General features: G+C 70.0%; 19 protein-coding genes. 3 read left to right on the forward strand and 16 right to left on the reverse strand.

Annotated elements, in window-relative coordinates:
* Complete coding sequence (locus M2437_RS05150) at window positions 1–729, reverse strand: hypothetical protein (RefSeq protein WP_253389568.1); 729 nt, start codon at window positions 727–729, stop codon at window positions 1–3.
* A complete protein-coding gene (fliF, locus tag M2437_RS05155; protein WP_012605701.1) occupies window positions 729–2,408 on the reverse strand; it encodes a flagellar basal-body MS-ring/collar protein FliF in 1,680 nt (559 codons plus the stop codon). Before fliF ends, M2437_RS05150 begins: the two co-directional genes overlap by 1 nt.
* Before the next feature lie 146 nt (window positions 2,409–2,554).
* Between fliF and M2437_RS05160 the strand changes: the two genes are divergently transcribed.
* Entirely contained in the window at window positions 2,555–2,746 is a 192-nt protein-coding gene (locus tag M2437_RS05160; protein ID WP_499006508.1) for a hypothetical protein, read from the forward strand.
* A gap of 167 nt (window positions 2,747–2,913) precedes the next feature.
* Here M2437_RS05160 and fliP read toward each other — a convergent pair whose 3' ends face one another.
* The 10 genes from fliP to flgB form a co-directional block, all read right to left on the reverse strand.
* Window positions 2,914–3,696 (reverse strand): flagellar type III secretion system pore protein FliP, encoded by a 783-nt coding sequence (gene fliP, locus M2437_RS05165; RefSeq protein ID WP_056112356.1) that lies wholly within the window; start codon window positions 3,694–3,696, stop codon window positions 2,914–2,916.
* Window positions 3,693–4,175 carry a flagellar basal body-associated FliL family protein gene (locus M2437_RS05170; protein ID WP_003602005.1) on the reverse strand — a complete coding sequence of 161 codons (483 nt, stop codon included), beginning with the start codon at window positions 4,173–4,175 and terminating at the stop codon, window positions 3,693–3,695. Before M2437_RS05170 ends, fliP begins: the two co-directional genes overlap by 4 nt.
* Window positions 4,176–4,257: 82 nt before the next feature.
* On the reverse strand, window positions 4,258–4,965 hold the full coding sequence (flgH, locus tag M2437_RS05175; protein ID WP_003602007.1) for a flagellar basal body L-ring protein FlgH: 708 nt from the start codon (window positions 4,963–4,965) through the stop codon (window positions 4,258–4,260).
* Window positions 4,965–5,549, reverse strand: a complete 585-nt coding sequence (locus M2437_RS05180; RefSeq protein ID WP_253389570.1) for a MotE family protein — start codon at window positions 5,547–5,549, stop codon at window positions 4,965–4,967. Before M2437_RS05180 ends, flgH begins: the two co-directional genes overlap by 1 nt.
* Window positions 5,549–6,676, reverse strand: coding sequence for a flagellar basal body P-ring protein FlgI (flgI, locus tag M2437_RS05185; protein ID WP_012605695.1), 1,128 nt, complete (start codon window positions 6,674–6,676; stop codon window positions 5,549–5,551). Before flgI ends, M2437_RS05180 begins: the two co-directional genes overlap by 1 nt.
* A complete protein-coding gene (flgA, locus tag M2437_RS05190) occupies window positions 6,673–7,167 on the reverse strand; it encodes a flagellar basal body P-ring formation chaperone FlgA (protein ID WP_003602013.1) in 495 nt (164 codons plus the stop codon). The genes flgI and flgA overlap by 4 nt, the downstream gene beginning before the upstream one ends.
* A gap of 65 nt (window positions 7,168–7,232) precedes the next feature.
* Window positions 7,233–8,021: a flagellar basal-body rod protein FlgG gene (gene flgG / locus M2437_RS05195; RefSeq protein ID WP_003602015.1), complete on the reverse strand. Its 789-nt coding sequence runs from the start codon at window positions 8,019–8,021 to the stop codon at window positions 7,233–7,235.
* 92 nt (window positions 8,022–8,113) lie between these two features.
* Window positions 8,114–8,467: a flagellar hook-basal body complex protein FliE gene (fliE, locus tag M2437_RS05200; protein WP_253389571.1), complete on the reverse strand. Its 354-nt coding sequence runs from the start codon at window positions 8,465–8,467 to the stop codon at window positions 8,114–8,116.
* A gap of 13 nt (window positions 8,468–8,480) precedes the next feature.
* Complete coding sequence (gene flgC, locus M2437_RS05205) at window positions 8,481–8,894, reverse strand: flagellar basal body rod protein FlgC (protein WP_173390174.1); 414 nt, start codon at window positions 8,892–8,894, stop codon at window positions 8,481–8,483.
* The gene (gene flgB / locus M2437_RS05210) at window positions 8,894–9,283 is read right to left on the reverse strand and encodes a flagellar basal body rod protein FlgB (protein ID WP_012252379.1); all 390 of its coding nucleotides are present in this window, start codon (window positions 9,281–9,283) and stop codon (window positions 8,894–8,896) included. Before flgB ends, flgC begins: the two co-directional genes overlap by 1 nt.
* A 157-nt stretch (window positions 9,284–9,440) precedes the next feature.
* On the opposite strand from flgB, the gene M2437_RS05215 reads away from it, so the two are divergent.
* On the forward strand, window positions 9,441–12,101 hold the full coding sequence (locus M2437_RS05215) for a heparinase II/III domain-containing protein (RefSeq protein WP_253389572.1): 2,661 nt from the start codon (window positions 9,441–9,443) through the stop codon (window positions 12,099–12,101).
* Window positions 12,102–12,141: 40 nt separating this feature from the next.
* Here M2437_RS05215 and M2437_RS05220 read toward each other — a convergent pair whose 3' ends face one another.
* Complete coding sequence (locus tag M2437_RS05220; protein ID WP_003602026.1) at window positions 12,142–12,516, reverse strand: hypothetical protein; 375 nt, start codon at window positions 12,514–12,516, stop codon at window positions 12,142–12,144.
* A 139-nt stretch (window positions 12,517–12,655) separates the two neighbouring features.
* Window positions 12,656–13,906, reverse strand: a complete 1,251-nt coding sequence (gene carA, locus M2437_RS05225; RefSeq protein WP_253389573.1) for a glutamine-hydrolyzing carbamoyl-phosphate synthase small subunit — start codon at window positions 13,904–13,906, stop codon at window positions 12,656–12,658.
* A 189-nt stretch (window positions 13,907–14,095) separates the two neighbouring features.
* Here carA and M2437_RS05230 point away from each other — a divergent pair, with 189 nt between their 5' ends.
* Window positions 14,096–14,554, forward strand: coding sequence for a GatB/YqeY domain-containing protein (locus M2437_RS05230; protein WP_003602030.1), 459 nt, complete (start codon window positions 14,096–14,098; stop codon window positions 14,552–14,554).
* Between the two features lie 188 nt (window positions 14,555–14,742).
* Here the strand turns inward: M2437_RS05230 and M2437_RS05235 are convergent, their stop codons facing one another.
* On the reverse strand, window positions 14,743–15,909 hold the full coding sequence (locus tag M2437_RS05235) for an L-dopachrome tautomerase-related protein (protein WP_253389574.1): 1,167 nt from the start codon (window positions 15,907–15,909) through the stop codon (window positions 14,743–14,745).
* A complete protein-coding gene (locus tag M2437_RS05240) occupies window positions 15,906–16,892 on the reverse strand; it encodes an SMP-30/gluconolactonase/LRE family protein (protein ID WP_253389575.1) in 987 nt (328 codons plus the stop codon). Before M2437_RS05240 ends, M2437_RS05235 begins: the two co-directional genes overlap by 4 nt.
* Window positions 16,893–16,964 lie beyond the last annotated feature (72 nt).

Here is a 16,964-nt window from a genome sequence, read left to right on the forward strand (position 1 = left end):
TTACGCCTCCGCGATCGCGGCGGTGATCAGGCGGCTCCAGGCCGCGAGTTCGGTCTCGATCACGGTCTCGCCCGCCCGCACCGTCACCTCCGGCCCCTCGGCCGCCTCAAAAGCGATCCCGGTCGAGCCGCCGAGCCTTGCGGCGAGCGCCGCGATCAGATCATCCGGCCCGCGCACCTGCACCGCCGCCCGTTGCGGCTCGGCCAGGATGCGCTTGAGGGCGGCGCCGAGTTCATCCAGCGCCTGCCGTTGCAGCGCCTCGCCCAGCACCGGCGCGATCAGCCGCGCGACACGGTCCGAGAGCGTGGCGTCGAGCGCCTGCATCGCCGCGACGAAGCCTTGCGCCAGGATCTCGCCCTGCGCTTCGGTCCAGTTGCGACGGGCCTGCGCCACTCCTTCCTCGAACAGGGCCTGCTGCGCCGCGCGTTCGAGCGCCGCTTGCGCCGACCACTCTTCCATCGCCTCGGCCCGGCCCTGTTCGCGCCCACGCGCTTCGGCGGCGGCGATCAGTGCCTCGCGATCCTCGGCCGGCCGCAGGGTGGCCGCGGCGGCGCGGGGCAGGAAGGGGTCGAGCTCGGCCTGGATTTCGATCGGAGCCGGTGCGGCCGGCTCCGCGGCAACGGGCGCGCGGAACCACGCCCCCGAAAAATCCGGCTCGCCCGAGAGCGCCGCAGGCGGCGGGGGAGGGGCGGAGAAGTCCGGCAGGTAGCGGGCGAGCACCGCGTCCATCACGCTGCCTCCTCACGCATGAGCCAGCGCTTGAGCACGGCTGCGACCTGCTCCTCGTCGATGTCGATGAGCTGCTCCAGCCGCTTCTGCGGCGAGCGGGCCATCTTGTCCTCCAGTTCCTCCAGCAGGCCGGCGACGCCGGGCGCGGGAAGCTTGGCCGCCTCGCCGGAGCCGGGAAGCGCGGCACCCGGTGCGGCCAGCGCCATCGTGCCGTCGGCGGCGAGGGCAGGTGCGCCCTCGGGGCCGGCGAGTGCCGCGACCTCGCTCTGGGCGGTCTCGGGCGTCGCCAGGATCGCGCGCAGGGCCGGACGCAGGCCGAACCAGATCAGCAGGCCCGCCACGACGAGGATCGTCGCCGCGTTGATGAGCGTGCCGGACTGCTTCATCATCACGTCGGTGAGCGAGAGCGGCGGCACCGGTTCCATCGGCTGTCCGTCGTTGACGAAGCCGACCGCCGCGACCTTGATCGTATCGCCGCGCTCCTTGCTGAAGCCCGCGGCCGAGCCCACCAGTTCCTCGATCTCGGCAATCTGCTTGTCGAGGCTGGCCTTGTCGTCGGGCCCGGCGAGCGCGGTCAGCCGCGAGCGGTTGACCAGCACCGCGACCGAGAGGCGGCGGATGGCGTAGCCGTCGCTCACCGTCTGGACCGTCTTCTGGGAGATCTCGTAATTGGTGAGATCCTCCTTCTTCGAGCTTTCGTTGCTCGACTGGTCGTTGCCGTCCGAGCGGGTGCGCTGGTCGGGCAGGTTCTCCTGCGCGCTGGTCGGGCGCTGGCTGTTGCGGTTCTGCGCGTTCTCACTCTCGCGCACCGAGCGCACCGAGCGCTCCACCCGCTGGTCGGGATTGAAGATCGTCTCGTTCGTGCTCGTCTTGTCAGTGTTGAGCTGGGTCGCGACGCTGATCTCGAAATTGCCGACGCCGAGATAGGGCGCGAGCGTGCGGCGGATGTTGTCCTGCATCTCGCGGCTTACCGACTTTTCCAGCGTCGCCATCTTGCCGGTGGGCGCCGTGCCGGCATCGTCGCCCGCGAGCAGCACCGTGCCCTCCGAGCCGATCACGGTGACGCGGTCGGGCTTCATGCCGGGGATCGCCGAGGCGACGAGCTGGCGGATCGCCTGCGCGCCGGACGTGTCGTCGGCCGGCTCGGTGCGCACCACCACGGAGGCGGAGGCCGGCTGCTGGTCGCGGCGGAACGAGCCGCGGTCGGGAAGCACCAAGTGCACGCGGGCGGCGCGCACGCCCTTCATGCCCTGGATCGTGCGGGCGATCTCGCCTTCGAGCGCCCGCACGCGGGTCACCTCCTGCATGAACGAGGTCATGCCGAGCGAGCCGAGATCGTTGAACAGCTCGTAGCCGGACTTGGAGCTCTGCGGCAGGCCCTTCTCGGCGAGCAGCATCCGCGCCTGCGCGGTGTGGCCGAAGGAGACGAGCACCGCCGTGCCGTCCGACGACACGTCGAAGGGGATGCCGTTGTCCTTAAGGACGCCGCCGATGCGCGACACGTCCTCACGCGAGAGGCCCGTATAGAGCATCTCCTGCGCCGGACGGCTGAGATAGTAGGCGCCGACACCGACGCCGAGAAACACCAAGAGGCCGACCAGCCCGAGGGCGATCAGCCGTCTCGCGCCGAGATCGACGATGTTGCTCCACAATCTTTCGGCTTGCTCGCGACCGAACATCCCCGGACCGATCCCGTTGGCGACCTGACACGTGTCGCCAGACTGAATGAGGGCTCACCCTTGCGCGGGGATTGCGACGCAACAGGTCTCGCGAGCGGTGCCGGGAGCCGTTGATGATCGCGGATGGTTCGGAGGAGGCCAGAAGGGTGGGAGCGCGGCCGCTCGGCCCGTTCCTGTGCGATGCTGCCTTCCGCATCGCCGACAGCCTCTACACCGGCCCCGAGAGCGACATCGGGCCAGCCAACGATCTGCTTGAGGCCATAGCCCAGAGGGAGCGGGGCGATTTCGCAAGCGATGACGAGGTGAGCGCGGTCTTGTCGAAGCATCGAGCATCGTGAGCGACGCGTATCGCTCCAACTCTCATCCTCATCCTGAGGTGCCTTCGCGAAGCGGAGGCCTCGAAGGGTGTTCCAGGCATCGCGCCAGCTCTGGAAGGTCCTTGGAGGCCCGACGATGCGGACTCCTCAGGATGAGGGTCAGGGGTGGGATATTCGAAAAACGAGGATCAGAAGAACGATCGCACCAAGCCGCTGACCAGCAGATTCCAGCCGTCGATCAGGATAAAGAACAGCACCTTGAACGGCAGCGAGATCACCGTCGGCGGCAGCATCATCATGCCCATCGACATCACGATGGTGGAGACGATGATGTCGATGACGAGGAAGGGCAGCACGATCAGGAAGCCGATTTCGAAGCCCCGGCGCAGCTCGGAGATCATGAAGGCTGGGATCAGGATGCGCAGGTCGATCTTCTCGCCGGCCTCGGCCTTGGGGAAGGTGCGGCTCGCCAGGTCCGTGAAGGTCTGAAGGTCCTTCGGGCGCACGTGCTGGGTCATGAACTCGCGGAACGGATCGACGATCTTGCCGAAGGCTTCCTCTTCGCTGATGCGGTTCTCCTGCAGCGGTTTCACGCCCTCGTTCCAGGCGCGGTCGAAGGTCGGCGCCATGACGTAGAAGGTCATGAACAGGGCGAGCGAGACGAGGAACAGGTTGGCTGGCGTGCTCTGAAGGCCCAGCCCCGAGCGCAGGAACGAGAACGCGACGGCAAAGCGCGTGAAGCTCGTCACCATCACGAGCAGGCCCGGCGCCAGCGACAGCACGGTGAGCAGCGCGACGAGCTGGATGATGCGCCCGGAGGCCGCCCCGTTGCCGGGCGGCAGCAGCGCGTCGAGACCGGGCACGCCGGTGACGCCGCCGGGCGCGGCACCCTGCGCCAGAGCGGCGGAGGCGGTGAGGCCGGCCGCCACGGCAAGGCCGGCGGTGACGAGGATCGCGCGCGCTCTCTTCACTGGACCACCAGCGATTCGACGATGAGTTCGCGCACCGCCCCCTTGGTGCGGGTCGCGACGCGCTCGTTGAGGTCTTCGCGCAGGTGCTGGAGGCCGTTCGCGCCCTCGATCTGCGCCATGGAGAGCGTTCGCAGGTAGGCCAGCGCGTCGGCACGGATCTCGGCGAGCGTCACGTCGGGGTTGGGCAGCGCGCCCGTATTGAACACGACGGAGGATTCGATCCGCACCCAGGAATCGGTCGGCTCGGCGAGGTTCGCCACCACCGAGCCGACGCTGCGCAGGGACAGGTCGCCGGTGTAGTTGAGCACCTTCACCGCCTTGCCGGCCTCCTCGCGCTGCTTGAGGTCGACCGACTTCTCGACGGTGCCGAGCAGGTAGACGCCGAGCCCGCCCCCGGTGCCGACGGCGATCAGCGTGACGAGGGCGAGCGCCCCGATCCAGCCCTTGCCGCTCTTCTTGGAGTCCTTGGCGTCCGCCATCTCGATTCTCCTGGGTTCGCTCACATCGCTTCGCGGTGCGAGCGGTTCGCCGCTTCAGCGCAAGCGCGCTCGGGGCGCGGCGTCAGAACGGCGCGACGGTCTCGAAGACCCGCTGACCCAGGCTTGGGCCCTGCACGTCGGTGATGCGGCCGCGCCCGCCGTAGGAGATGCGCGCCTCGGCGATCTTGTCGTAATCGATGGTGTTCTTGCGCGAGATGTCCCGCGGGCGGACGATGCCGGCGACTTCGAGCACGCGGACCTCGTTGTTGACCCGCACTTCCTGCGAGCCCGAGATCAGCACGTTGCCGTTGGGCAGCACCTCGGTGACCACCGCCGCGACCGAGAGGCTGAGTGATTCCTTGCGGTCGATCGAGCCCTGCCCCTTGGTCTCGGTGCCGGAGCGGATGCCGGTATCGGCGGTGGCCGTGTCCTTGAGCCCCGAGATGCCGTAGCCGAAATCGAAGCCGAGGCTGCTCTTCTGGCTGCGGCCGCGCTCGCTCGCGTTGTCGAACTGCGCCTTGTCGTTGATGGCGATGCTGACCGTGATGACGTCGCCGACGTCGCGGGCGCGCGGATCTTGGTAGAGCGCGGCGCTCGCCGGGCTCCAGGTCGAGTGGTAGCTGTGGCGCGGGCCGAGCGCGCCGAAGGAGGTCGGCAGCGGCTCGCGGGGCGCGTTCAGCCCGGTGCCGATCGGCGTCAGCAGCGGCGGACGGCCGAGGCGGTCGAGATCGCTCTGGCAGGCGCCGAGCGAGAGGGCCAGCACGGCCACGGCGGCGGAGGAGGGGCGCATCACGACCTCTGGTTCTTCTTGACGGCCGGAGCGGTCGCGTCCTTGCGGCCCGACTCCGACATCGCACGGGCGAGACCGGCGGCCCGGGCCGCCTCCATCTCGGAGAGGATGGCGCTCGCGGTGCGGGCGTTGAGCTTGGTCAGCAGGGCGGCGGCCGCCTCGTCGGGCATGTTGGCGAGCTGGAGCGCCGCCGCGTCGGGCCGCATCTTGGCGTAGACCGCGACCACGCTCTCATCGGCCTTGGCCAGGAATTCGTTGCGGCGCTTGAGCCACGCCTCGTACTCGGCCCGCTTCTCTTCGAGGAGCTTGATGCGCTCCTCGACCTGCCGCTCCATCACCGCGAGCTGCTCCTTCTGCCACGCGAAGCGGGCATCGGCGGCGGCATCCGCGATGTTGGCGCAGTAGCCGGTCTTGGCCGGCTCCTTGGCGACGAATTCTTGCGCCGAGACCTCCTTCGGCGCGTCGCGGGTGGCGAGCGCCCGCATCGCGGCGTCCTTGGCCGGGTCGGCATGGTCGCCGCCGGCCGCGAGCGCGGTCCCGCCGAGCGCGAGCCAGCACAGGGCGATGCGCAGCGTCACGTTCATCACTGCACCACAAGCTCCGCCTGGAGGGCGCCGGCGGTCTTCACCGCCTGCAGGATCGCGATGATGTCGGTGGGCTTGAGCCCGACCTGATTGAGCCCGCGCACCAGCGTCTGAAGGTCGGAGCCGCCGAGGATGGCGAGCTTGCCGCGCTCCTCCCGCGCCGACACTTCCGTGCGCGGCACCACGACGGTCTGCCCGTTTGAGAAGGGCTCCGGCTGCGACACCTCCGGTGCCTCGGTAACCCGCACCGTAAGATTGCCGTGGGTGACCGCGACCGTGGAGATCGTCACGTTGCGCCCGATCACGACGGTGCCGGTGCGCTGGTCCACGACGACGCGGGCCGGCGTGTCGGGCTGGATCGTCAGATCGCCGATCTGTGCCACGAGCCGGGTCTGGGCCATCTGGCGCCCGCGCATCACCACCACGGCGCGCTGGTCCCGCGCGCTGGCGATACGGCGGCCGAAGGCGCCGAGCGACCACGCATTGATCGCGTCGGAGATCTGGGTCGCGGTCTTGAAGTCGGGGTTCTTCAGCTCGAACACCAGTTCGGGCAGATCGCGGAAGGTGCCGGGCACCTCGCGCTCGATCATCGCGCCGTTCGGGATGCGGCCCGCCGTCGGCACGCCTTGCGTCAACTGCTCGGCCTGGCCCTGCACCGAGAAGCCGGACACCGCGAGCGGCCCCTGCGCCGCCGCGTAGACGAGGCCGTCGCCGCCGGTGAGCGAGGTCATCAGCAGGGTGCCGCCGCGCAGCGACGTGGCGTCGCCCATGGAGGTCACGGTGACGTCGATGCGCGAGCCGGTGCCGGTATAGGGCGGCAGGTCGGCGGTCACCATCACGGCGGCGATGTTGCGGGTGCGCAGGCGGGCGTCGCGCACGTTGATGCCGAGCCGGTCGAGCAGCGATTGCAGCGACTGCTCGGTGAACTGCGCGTTGCGCAGGGTGTCGCCGGTGCCCTGAAGGCCGGTGACGAGGCCGTAGCCGAAGAGTTGGTTGTCGCGCACGCCCTTGAGCGTCGCGATGTCCTTGATGCGGGTGCCGGCGGCGAAGACCGGGCCGGTCATGACGGCAAAGCCCAGGCCGGTGAGCAGGCCGAGCAGCACCGCGAGGAGCAGGCGACGGATCATTGCGCGCCGATCCGGATGCGGCCGTCGGCCATCACCGTGCCGAGGATGATGCGGTTGGTGTCGGTGTTGCGCACGCGGATCGTCTCGCCGAGGCCGCCGTTCTGGAGTGGCGCTCCGACCGCGGTGATGACGAGGCCGTTCTCCTCGAAGATCATCTGCGTCGGCGCGCCGCGGCTCACGAGGCGGGGATCGTCCACGGCGTTGACCGGTACCGGCTCACCCGGCAGCAGCATCCGCCGGGCGACCCGGCCGGCGATGGCGGCGGAGGCATCGATGACCGCCGTGCGCGCCCGGTAGGTCGCGGGATAGGCCTGCATCCGCAGCATCGATTCCTTGATCGTGTCGCCGGGATAGATCGTGACGGTCGGCACCGGCAGCATGAGTTCGGCATTCGCCATGCCCTCGACGGCCTGCGCCGGGGCGATGGGCTGCGCCGAGCCGGCCGCGAGGGCGGCGAGCACGAGGCCGCGGACGAAGGTCTTGCGGGGCATGGGGGCTCGCGCCGAAGGAGGAGGGGAGGACGCGTAAATGGATGCGGGCGTGGAGGCCGCGCGCGTCAGCGGATGCCCTTGGAGACCGTTCCGGCCATCTCGTCGGCGGCCTGGATCACCTTCGAGTTCATCTCGAAAGCGCGCTGGGCCGTGATGAGGCTGGTGATCTCCTTCACCGGATCGACGTTCGAGCCTTCGAGATAGCCCTGCTGCAGCTTGCCGTAGCTGACGTCGCCGGGATTGCCGACCACGGGCGCGCCGGAGGCCGGGGTCTCGCGGTAGAGGCCGTTGCCGAGCGGTTCGAGGCCGGAATCGTTGGCGAAGTTGGCGAGCGTCAACTGGCCGACATTCTGCAACGCGACCTGCCCGTCGATCTTGGCGAAGACCTGACCGGACTCGTTGATCGTCACCTGGGTGGTGTTCTGAGGGATCAGGATCGCAGGATCGACCGCGTAACCTTCCATGGTTACGAGCTGGCCGGCGTTGTTCTTGTTGAACGAGCCGGCGCGGGTGTACTGGATCTCGCCCGCAGGGCTGGTGATCTGGAAGTAGCCGCGCCCGTTCACCGCCAGATCGAGCTGGTTGCCGGTGTTGGCCAGCGAGCCCTGCCGGTGCAGGTTGCGGATCGCGGCGGCGCGGACGCCGAGGCCGAGCATTGCGCCCTCCGGCACCGCCTCCTGGCCCGCCTGGTTCGGCACGCCCTGCTGCCGCTCGGCCTGATAGAGCAGATCGGTGAACTCGGCCCGCGCGCCCTTGAACCCGGTGGTGTTCAGGTTGGCGATATTGTTGGCGATGACTTCGAGGTTGAGCTGCTGGGCGGACATGCCCGTGGCGGCGATAGCGAGCGCGCGCATGGCGAGGAATCCTTCGGGCTAGCGCTCTTACCGCCGAACGGGATGCCGGTTCGGCGTCAGAGCGCGCGTTGAAACGGAAGCGGCGCGGCCGATCAGATCGGCATGCGGCTGAGTTCGAGGTAGGCGGCGACCACCTTGTCGCGGATCGCCACCACGGTCTGGAGGCTCTGCTCGGCGGACATCACCGCCTCGACCACCTGCTGCGCGGTGGCCTTGCCCTGGATGCCGGAGATCGCCGTGGCCTCGCCGGTGCGCAGCGCGTCGCGGGCACTGGATGCGACCTGGGCCATCACCTCACCGAAATCGGTGGGCGCGGTCGGGGCGGTCCCGGCGATGCCCGAGAGGGCGGCTGGGCTGAATAGGGCCTTCTGGGTCGGCGCGGCCCCGGCGAAGGAGGTGCCGGCGACCTTGTCGAAGGCGGCGAGCGAGTTGAGGGCTTCGATCATCGCGGGCGGCTCTTCAGGACTTCAGGAGATCGATGACGCTGGCGACCATGGCCCGGGCCTGTTTGATGACCTGGAGGTTCGCCTCGTAGGAGCGGTTGGCCTCGCGCATGTCGGCCATCTCGACGAGCATGTTCACGTTGGGCAGCTTGACGTTGCCGTTCGCGTCGGCGGCCGCGTTGGCGGGGTCGTGCTCGGTGCGGAACGGGGCGTTGTCGGTGCCGATCTCGCGCAGGCGCACCGAGGCGACGCCCGCCGCCCGGTCGAGCTCGGCCCGGAACGTCACCGTCTTGCGGGCATAGGGATCGGCGCCCGGGGTCGCGCCGGTCGATTGCGCGTTGGCGAGGTTCTCGGAGACGACCCGCATGCGCAGCGATTGCGCTTCGAGGCCGGCGCTCGCGAGCCGCGAGGCGGAGAGCAGGGGATCGATCATGCGCCGCCCTTCACCGCGGCCATCAGCATGCGATGGAACGACTTCACCACCGCCGTATCGAGGTTGTGCTGGCGGGAGACGTCGCCGGCCTTGAGCATCTCCTGCTCCAGGCTGACCGCGCTCGACGATTGGAGCACTTCCCAGGTCTCGGTGGGCTTGGCCTCGCGCACGGGGATGCCGGTGCCTTGCGTTCCCAGATGGCTCGTGGCGGTCGAGGCCATGTCGAGCCCGGTACGTGCCAGAACCTGGGCGAAGGGCATCACGTCCCGCGCCTTGTAGCCGGGGGTGTTCGCGTTCGCGACGTTTCCGGCGATGGTGGCCTGCCGCGTCGCGAGAAAACGCGCGTGCTGCGAGGCGAGGTCGAACAGGTAGACGCCCGTCGTCATGGCAACGCCCCCATCCCAAGGGCTTCTCAAGAAGCGCGGGACGCGGGCGCACCCGGACGGTGAAACCCGCGTCAGGGAGGAGGTTTAGGTAGGCAATCTTGCACGAGGCTGGCTCGCGCCTTGACACGGCCGATCCCCGAGGTAGCGCCTGCGGGTGATGGACCAGATCGATGAGCAGGCCGCTGCGGCCGTCTCCGACGGCGAGGGCGCAGCGCCTCTGCTGCCGGCCGCTTCACGCTATGCCGGGGGCGCCGGGCCGGGCGGGCGCGAGGGGCTGCACCGCATCGCACCCAACAACCGCTTCGCGCGGGTGGGCTTGAGCTTTTCCGACCTGACGCCCGGAACCTGGGCCTGCCTGCGATTCGGTCTTGCCTTCGACGCGGACGAGGCGGCGGCTCTGGCCGTCGATGCCGTCGCGGCCGGCTTCGACTTTCTAACGGCGGACGGCTCCAGCCTCGATCTCGACCACGTGCCGGGGCTGGCCCGCAGCCTGCTCGATCCGCACGTCGCCTGGATTCCGGGGCCGGCGCTTCTCGGTGCGGAGCCGTTCCGCATCGCCTTCCGCGTGCCCGATCAGGCGCGCGGCGTCAGCGTCACCCTGCGCTCGTGGCGCAACACCGGCGACGTCGCCGTGGCCGACCCTGTCCTGCGCCTCGGCGCGCCTGATCCGGCGCCGGCGCCGCGTCGGCGCCCGCTGTCCGGCGAAGGGCTGCGATTCGACTACGCGCTGGCCGAGGACGTCGCCCTGGTGCTGCGCGGCCAGATCTACGCCGCGCGGGCCGACGAGCACGCCGCGCGGGTGCGCCTCGTCTACCGTGATGCGGCGGGAGTGGAGATCGCGCCGCCCTATGCCAACGCCGTCTCCGTGCCGGGCCTCGGTGCGGTCATCAACCTCTCGGCTCAGCCGCAAGCCCGCCGCTTCACCCTGACCCTGCGTCCGCCGCCCGGTGCCGCAGCCGTCGCGCTCGATTTCGGCGCGTGGGAGGATGCGCAGACCGCCTCGGAGAGCGAGCTGATCGGCCAGCCCGAACTCGCGCTCGAAGACGATTTCCGCCTCGAAAGCCTTTGCGACGACGACGTCCTCGATGCGCCGGCCTTCCTCGCCCGCCTCGCCGACCGGCTCGGCCTGCCCGAAGGCGTGCCCGCATCGTGGCGGGCGGGGTCCGAGACGGGTGCCGCGCCGATCCTCGCGCGGGCCCGCGACTTGCGCAACGGGCCGGATCGCAGTGCACGGATCGAGGGGGAGAGTGTCGTCCTGGCTCTGGCCGGTCTGCCCGATTGGACGTTGCCGCAAGCGCCGGATTGGCGCGAGGATCCGTTCCGCTCGGTGGCGTGGCGCCTCGCCTATCAGTCGCTGGCCTGGCTGCTGCCGCTCGCCGCACTTCCGGACGGAGCGGCCCGCGCCCGGACCATCGCCGCCGCGTGGTCGCGGGCCAATCCGTGGAGCCAGCCGGCGGACGGCCTGAGTCTGCACCCGGCGGCTCTGGCCCCCCGCGGCGACGTGCTGGCGAGCCTGCTTACAGGCGGTGACGAGCCCACCCGCGCCGAAATCGCCGCGGAGGCCGCACGGCAGGGCTTCGCGCTCGCCGAGATCGTCGGGCAGAACACCCTAGCGCGGGCTCTGCACGGCATCCAGGCGGCGGCGGCGCTGCTTGCCGTCGCACGGGCGCTGCCCGGCTTCGCCTTCGCCCCGTACTGGGATTCCCTGGCGCGCGACAGCCTCACCCACGGCTTCGATGCGCTGTTATCGGAGGCGGGTGCATTCACCGATGCCGCCCCGGTGCGGCGCCTCGATCTCCTGAGCCACGGACAGGCGATCGCCGACGCGCTCGGCGAGACCGAACCCGGCCCGACGATCCGCCGCCGCGTCGAGGCGGCGTTGCCGGGCCTCGCCGGGCTGATCGATCGCGGCGGGCGGCTGCCGCCCTTCGGCGATGCCCCCGCCGGCCTCGACCACGCCGCCTGGATCGCCCGGCTCTCCTCGCGGGGACATTCTCAGGGTCACGACCTCGTCGCGGAGCGCGACGCGGCGCCCGTTCCCGAGGGCCGCACTGCCGGCATGCTTGCGCTCCGCTACGATGGGATGGAGCAGGGCTGGGGTCATTTCGCCCTCACCCATGCCGCGCAATCACCGCACGGGCATCGCGACTGCACCTCCTTCACCTTCGCCACGGGCTCGCGGCGCTGGATCGTGGAGGGGGGCGGGGCCGAGGGTGTCGAGGTCGGTCCCGCGCGCCACTACCTGCTCTCGCCCCGCGCCCACAACGTCGCCATCCCCGATGGGTGCGAGCCGGTCGCCGGTTCGGGAACGCTGAGTGCGCAACTCACGCTCGACGGTGCCCAGGTCCTAACGCTGTCGACCACCGTGCACGGGCCCGACTACGCCCATGCGCGCCTCTTCCTTGTGCTCGACGACCTGAGCGGGATGGCGGTGATCGACCGATTCGTGAGGGTGGGGCCGTCGCTGTCGTTCGAGGGGCTGCTGCACCTGCCCCCCGACACCCTCGTCGCGCTCTCCAGCCCCCGCCGGGCGCTCGCCCAGCAGGAGGGGCGGCGACTCGAATTCTTCGCGATTCCGCTGAAGGGGCAGGCGGCCGGGTTGGAGGTCGCCATCGGCCGCAGTGACCGGCCGCACGCGATGCAGGGATTTTGCGCGACGGGATCGGGCGGGCTGAGACCGGCGCCGGTGCTGCGTTACGCGTTCACCGGCCGCGACACGGTCTGCGGTGGTGTCGTCATCGCCGCGGATGCGGGGGCGGAGCAGCGGCTGGTGCGGCTGCTCGCCGACGACGCGGTGCGGCTTTGGGTGGAGGGATGAGTGCCGGCTGAATGCGCCGGCACTTGGAAGTCGCTAGAGCTCAGAACCCGGCGCCGATGACGGCGACGGCGCGGTCGATCGACAGGTAGAACACGCCGAAGGCCACCATCGCCGCGGCGGCGAATTCGAGGGTCTGGTTCGGCAGGGTCTGGAAGCGGCGCATGGTCTCGCGGCCGAAATAGGCGGAGGCCCAGGCGAGCGTCAGGACGGCCGGCATCACGAACAGGTAGGACAGCGTGCTCTCGATCCGCATCGGATCGGTCGGGTCGATCAGCGCGCGGATGTTGCGCACCCACGGCGCGGAAACCGCTGCATAGAGTGTCGTCAGCCAAGCCAGCCCGACTGCCACGCCGAGGTGGAAGGTGAACAGGCGATGCAGGCGCGAGAAGTCGTCGCGCGCGTCGTCGAGCGTCATGCGGCAAGCCCCCAAACGATCCGGCCGCTGATTCTTTTGCGATCCGGCCATGGGCCAGGAGATGGGGGGCAAGGTGGAGTTTTTTGTGACGCGGGGACGGCGGCGTTTGGGCCGCCGTCCCATGGGTCGTTCTTCCGCCTCAGGCGGCCGTCTCGGGCCGGTTCTCGCGCATCAGCTTCACGAAACGCTCGAACAGATAGTGGCTGTCACGCGGGCCCGGAGAGGCTTCCGGGTGGTGCTGCACCGAGAAGGCGGGGCGGTCGGTGAGCGAGAGACCGCAATTCGAGCCGTCGAACAGAGAGACGTGGGTCTCGACCGCGGTCTCGGGCAGGCTCGTGGGATCGACCGCGAAGCCATGGTTCATCGAGACGATCTCGACCTTGCCGGTGGTGTGGTCCTTCACCGGGTGGTTCGCGCCGTGATGGCCCTGGCCCATCTTCACCGTGCGCGCGCCGAGCGCGAGGCCCATGAGCTGGTGGCCGAGGCAGATGCCGAAGGTCGGCACCCGCTCGTCGAGCAGCTTGCGGATCACCGGCACGGCGTATTCGCCGGTCGCGGCCGGGTCGCCGGGGCCGTTGGAGAGGAACACGCCGTCCGGCTTCAGCGCCATGATGTCCTCGGCCGTGGTCGTGGCCGGCACCACGGTGACGTCGCAGCCGGCTTCCGCCAGCAGGCGCAGGATGTTGCGCTTCACGCCGTAATCGATGGCCACCACTTTGAGGCCCTGGCCCGGCGCACGCGAACCGTAGCCGCCCTTCACCGCCCAGACGGTCTCGGTCCAGGCCGTGGTCTCGCGGGAGGTCACCGGCGGCACGAGGTCGAGACCCTCCATCGGCGCGAGCGCCGCCGCGCGGGCCTTCAGCGCCTCGCGGTCAAATTTTCCTTCCGGGTCGTTGGCGATGACGGCGTTGGGCATGCCGCGGTCGCGGATCAGCGCGGTCAGCGCCCGCGTGTCGATCCCGGTGATCCCGACGATGCCGCGGGCCTTGAGCCAGCCGTCGAGATGCGAGGACGAGCGCCAGTTCGAAGGCTTGGTGACCGCCGAGGCGATCACCGCGCCGCGCACGCCGGAGGCCGGCGCCTGGTCCAGGCTCTCCAGATCCTCGTCGTTGGTGCCGACATTGCCGATATGCGGAAAGGTGAAGGTGACGATCTGCCCGGCATAGGACGGGTCGGTCAGGATCTCCTGATAGCCCGTCATCGCCGTGTTGAAGCAGACCTCGCCGTCGGCGGCGCCGGTCTGGCCGATGCCGAAGCCTTCGAGCACGGTGCCGTCGGCCAGGACGAGCAGGGCCGTCACCAACGGCTCGCTCCAGGGCTCGGGCGCCTTGGGTTCCGGGTTCGTGCGCGCGGGATCGGCGCGCAGGGTCGCGGGTTCGTCTTGCAGCATGGGTCCGATCCGGCTTATGTCCGCCGCCTCGCGCGGCCGCTCATTCGGGCCGCGGGGCAAGGCGATATCTCGCGGGGCTCATAGCGAGCCGGCCGCGCCTGGGTCAATCTGGGCGCGGAATCAGCCGTGCGCAATGCCCTGGACGGATCGAACGTCCGCATCGAAACACCCGACGGGAGTCATAGCATCATGCTGCGCGAGCGCATCACCGCCGAAATGAAAGCGGCCATGAAGGCCGGCGAGAAGCAGAAGCTCTCGACCGTGCGCATGATTCAGGCCGCCCTCAAGGACCGCGACATCGCCGCGCGCGGCGAGGGCAAGGGTGAGACGGGCGAGGATGAAATCCTCGCGCTCCTCCAGAAGATGATCAAGCAGCGCCAGGAGGCCGCGGGCGTCTACGAGCAGGGCGGCCGGCCCGAACTCGCCGAGAGCGAGCGCGCCGAGGCCGAGATCATCCAGACCTTCCTGCCGCAGCAACTGGACGAGGCCGAGATGCGCACGGCCATCGCCGACGCGATCGCCGAGACCGGCGCCGAGAGCCCGAAGGACATGGGCAAGGTGATCGGCGCGCTGAAGGGCAAATATACCGGCCGCATGGATTTCGGCCGCGCGAGCGCGCTGGTGAAGGATGCGCTGGCGGGGAAGTAATTTTTTCTCGGAAGAGCGCAGCTCATCAAGGCGGTACGATCCCACGCGCCTCCTCACCCTGAGGCGCCCGCGTCGGCGGGCCTCGAAGGGTCTTCCAGAGGGCGCGCGGGATCTGGAGGACCCTTCGAGGCTGCTTCGCAGCACCTCAGGGTGAGGTCGTGGATGGGAGGCCTGTCTCTCCCGACACGTCACGCCGGCCCGGCATCGATCCGCATGCGAAAGATCGCGTAGGGCGGCTCCTGCCGGTCGATGCCGCCGTGATGCTCGGGGCGGCGGTTGGCCTGGGCGGACGACAGGTAGAGCCAGCCGTCCGCTGTGATCCAGAACGTGTCCGGCCAGATCAGGCGCGGATCGGTGGCGATGACCTCGACCCGCCCGTCCGGATCGCGCCGGCCGATGCCGTTGAACTCCTGCAGACTGAGATAAATCCGGTCGCGCGAATCGGCGGCGAGCCCGCCGGTCAGGCCCTTCTCGCCGAGATCCGTCACCGTTTCCGCGACCGCTGCGTCGTCCTTTCCCGAATCGAGCAAGGCGGCCGTCTCGACCGCGTAGAGGCGCCGGCTCATGAGCGGCGTGTAGTACAGCCGTGCGCCATCCGGGCTCAGCGCGATGCCGTTGGCGCCGCCCTTGATCGGGCTCGTCGTACCGTCGGCCTCGCGCTTCAGCAGCACCCGGCCCTCGACGATCTTGAGGATGCCGGGCACCGATTGCGTGCTGGCATGGTCGGCGAGCCGCCGCACCGCGCGGCCGCTCGCGAGATCGACCGCAATCAGCGCGCCCGCGCCGGTCTGGCCCTGGTCGGTGATGTAGGCCGCCTCGCGCCCCGGCCTTACATCGACCCGCAGATCGTTGAGCGAGGAGGTCTTGGTCACGACCGATTGCAGCGGGATCGTGCGCAGGATCGCGTTCGTCGCCGGATCGATGCAGACGAGCTTGGCCGCCTCCGGCACCGGCTCGCCCGACGAGGCCATCAGCCCGGCATCGAGCAGCCAGAGGCGGTTCTTTGCATCGAATACGCCGTTGGGGACGTGGAACAGCGTCTCGGCCGGGCGCGCCGGATCGGGCCGGTTCGCCGCCTCGTTGGGATAAGGCACGACCTGCCCGTCCGGAAACACCTCGCCCGCGGTAAACACCGTCTGCTCGTCGAAGCGGGGCATGAACAAGAACATCCGGCCGTCGGCGGACAGGGTCAGCCCGGTCGGCGTCGTCGGCGCCTGCGCGGCGACGACGCGTTCGAGGGCGCCGACCGGCGCGGTGGCCGCTTCGGCTTGGGCCGGCCGCGTCGCCATCGTCCGTGCGGCGGCCAAGGCCGCGGTGCCGGCAAGAAGTGTGCGGCGTGCGAGGCGGATCGTCATGGGCGGCTTCCCTCTGAGCCGATCGCGGCGCCACGCACCTTGGTCTCGATGGCAAGCACGCGCTTCCCGGCGCAGAGGAACAGCCGCCGTCCGTCCGGCCCGCCGAAGGCGAGGTTGGCGCAGGGGCTCTCGGTCGGGATGTGTCCGACCGGGCGGCCGTCGGGTGACCAGATCCGCACGCCGTCACCCGTGCCGGCATAGACCCGTCCGTCGGTATCGACCTTCACGCCGTCCGGCACGCCCTTCGGGACCGTGGCGAAGACGCGCTCGTTCGACAGCTGCCCGTCCGCGACGTCGAAGGCGCGGATCTCAGCGGTCGCCCCCTCGCGGGTGCCCGATTCGCAGATGTAGAGAACGCGCTCGTCGGGCGAGAAGGCGAGCCCGTTGGGCTGCACGAATCGATCCGTGGCGACGGTGAGCGATCCGTCGGGGGCGAGGCGGAAGACGAAGCGGCCCTTCTGCTCGGACGGGCGCGGCACACCCTCCTCGGCCTGATCGATGCCGTAGGTGGGATCGCTAAACCAGATCGCGCCGTCGCGGGCCACCACGACGTCGTTGGGCGCATTGAGCCGCCCGCCATCGTAACGGTCGGCCAGCACGGTGATGGCGCCGTCGGTCTCCCGTCGCACGACCCGCGAGGTGCGGTGCTCGCAGGTGATGAGCCGGCCTTGGGTATCGACGGTGTTGCCGTTCGAATTGTTGGAGGGCTCGCGAAACACCTCCGCGCGGCCGCCCTCGCGGATCAGCATCATCCGGTTGCGGCGCACGTCGCTGAAGATCACGCCACCGAGGGACGGCGCCCAGACCGGCCCCTCGCACCACGCGCCCTCGTCATACAGCGTTTCCGCCTTGGCCGCGGGATCGAGCACCGCCGAGAGATCGTCGGCGGCTCGCGCTCCGGGGGTGAGCGCGCCGAACAGGGCGAGGCCGAGGAACGGGCGGCGGGCGATGCCGCAGCGGGGGGGCGAGCGCGATTCCGTCATCGGGCCGGCAACGCATCGCCCCGGCGAAAGCTCCGCGCGATCGGCTTTAAGACTCCGGCAGGCCCGCCGCGC

This window comes from Methylorubrum pseudosasae (genome assembly GCF_029504475.1).
Classification (GTDB): domain Bacteria; phylum Pseudomonadota; class Alphaproteobacteria; order Rhizobiales; family Beijerinckiaceae; genus Methylobacterium; species Methylobacterium extorquens.